Source organism: Streptococcus parasanguinis, assembly GCF_001578955.1.
GTDB lineage: Bacteria > Bacillota > Bacilli > Lactobacillales > Streptococcaceae > Streptococcus > Streptococcus parasanguinis_U.
On the sequence record NZ_KQ969690.1, the window covers coordinates 455,006 to 456,254 of the forward strand.

Below are 1,249 nucleotides of genomic sequence, written 5' to 3' on the forward strand. Positions count from 1 at the left end.
CTTCTTGCGTCGCAATTACGACCGCTATGGCTATCCCTTTGCTAAACATATCAAGAAAAAATGGGCTATGGACCTGATCTATTACCTGATGAAACCGTTGGAATGGCTCTTTTTACTGGTTCTTTATCTAGTCGATCGCAAACCGGAGAACCGAATCGCCATGCAATACATCAAACCGATCCCAGAAGATTTTGACCCCCGTAAAGTTTCCTGAGTTACTGATTTTACTTGACAAGCGAGAAGGAGCGCGATATAATGAGACAAATTTAACCTTTAAGAGGTCCAGAGAGGCCTGCAAGGAAAGACAGAAAAAAGATCAGCGGACGGTGTCTAGCTGATCATTTGTAGGGCCTTGCTTTTGCGAGGTCTTTTTTGCTGAAAGAAAGAAGAGGATATCAATGGTCAGTGACAGTTGTAAAAAACGCTTTGGCAAAATCATGATGGAAGAGATGGAGCTGGTTGCTCAAGAGGAGATCGCTCCTCGCATCTATTCTATGATCTTAAAAGGGGAAATGGTGGCTCAGATGCTGCCAGGTCAATTCCTTCATATCCGCGTCCCTGATGGGTCCAAGCTCCTTCGCCGTCCGATTTCAATTTCTGAGATTGATCCTGAGACACAGACTTGTCGCTTAATCTACCGCATCGAAGGTGGGGGGACAGCTATCTTTTCCCAATTGCCAATCGGTAGCAAACTCAGCGTGATGGGACCTCAGGGAAATGGCTTTGATCTCACCAATCTCGGTCAAGGTCAGAAAGTCTTGATCATTGGTGGCGGGATCGGTGTTCCTCCCTTGGTCCAAGTGGCCAAACAACTCCATGAGCAAGGGGTGGAAGTTGAAGTGGTTGTCGGATTTTCGACCAAAGAAGCCGTCATTTTGGAAGAAGAGCTTTCTCAGGTGGCTCATGTCACTGTAACGACAGACGATGGGACTTATGGCACTAAGGGCTATGTCTCTACGGTCATTGATCAGATGGACCAGGAGTTTGACGCTATCTATTCTTGTGGAGCACCTGGCATGCTCAAATATGTCAATACCAAATTCCATGATCATCCCCGCGCCTATATTTCTATGGAATCGCGTATGGCTTGTGGGATGGGTGCTTGCTACGCCTGTGTAGTGCATTTGGAAAATGAAAGCCAAGCAGCTAATAAGCGCGTGTGTGAAGACGGACCGGTCTTTGAAACCGGTACGATTGTGATGCAGGAGGACCTTATGACAGCAAATCGACTAGCCGTATCCTTACCTGG

General features: G+C 46.9%; 2 protein-coding genes. Both read left to right on the forward strand.

Features of this window, described 5'->3' with window-relative positions; genetic code table 11:
- The coding region (locus SPADD19_RS12680) for a DUF6688 family protein (protein ID WP_338322292.1) at positions 1-214 on the forward strand (214 nt) is incomplete at its 5' end.
- Positions 215-398: 184 nt separating this feature from the next.
- A partial coding sequence (locus tag SPADD19_RS06085) for a dihydroorotate dehydrogenase electron transfer subunit (RefSeq protein WP_128861597.1) occupies positions 399-1,249 on the forward strand: 851 nt, incomplete at its 3' end.